The organism is Flavobacterium sp. RHBU_3 (genome assembly GCF_046613565.1).
Classification (GTDB): domain Bacteria; phylum Bacteroidota; class Bacteroidia; order Flavobacteriales; family Flavobacteriaceae; genus Flavobacterium.
Genome location: NZ_JBKJHC010000054.1, coordinates 1 through 215, shown reverse-complemented (window position 1 = coordinate 215; position 215 = coordinate 1). Strand labels below are relative to the sequence as shown.

The window sequence follows — 215 nt, the reverse complement described above, 5'->3', positions numbered from 1 at the left end:
CCATATACTCAGTAAGCCAGCAAACACCACTTGCCATACAGGCAAGGCCAATCTTTGAAGCAAGCGATGTAGTGCCTATGGGCTTTACTGCTCCTGCAGCGGGTAACTTCACCATTACCCTTGACCACGTAGACGGACTGTTTGAACAAGGACAGAAAATTTACTTAAGGGACAACCAGGAAGGCATCATCCGCGACCTTACGCAGATGGATTAC

The 215-nt window shown here is 48.4% G+C and carries 1 pseudogene; it reads left to right on the top strand.

What is annotated here, in order from left to right:
- Positions 1-215 (top strand): annotated as a pseudogene (locus tag ACLI1A_RS19615) (hypothetical protein); the annotation flags it as partial.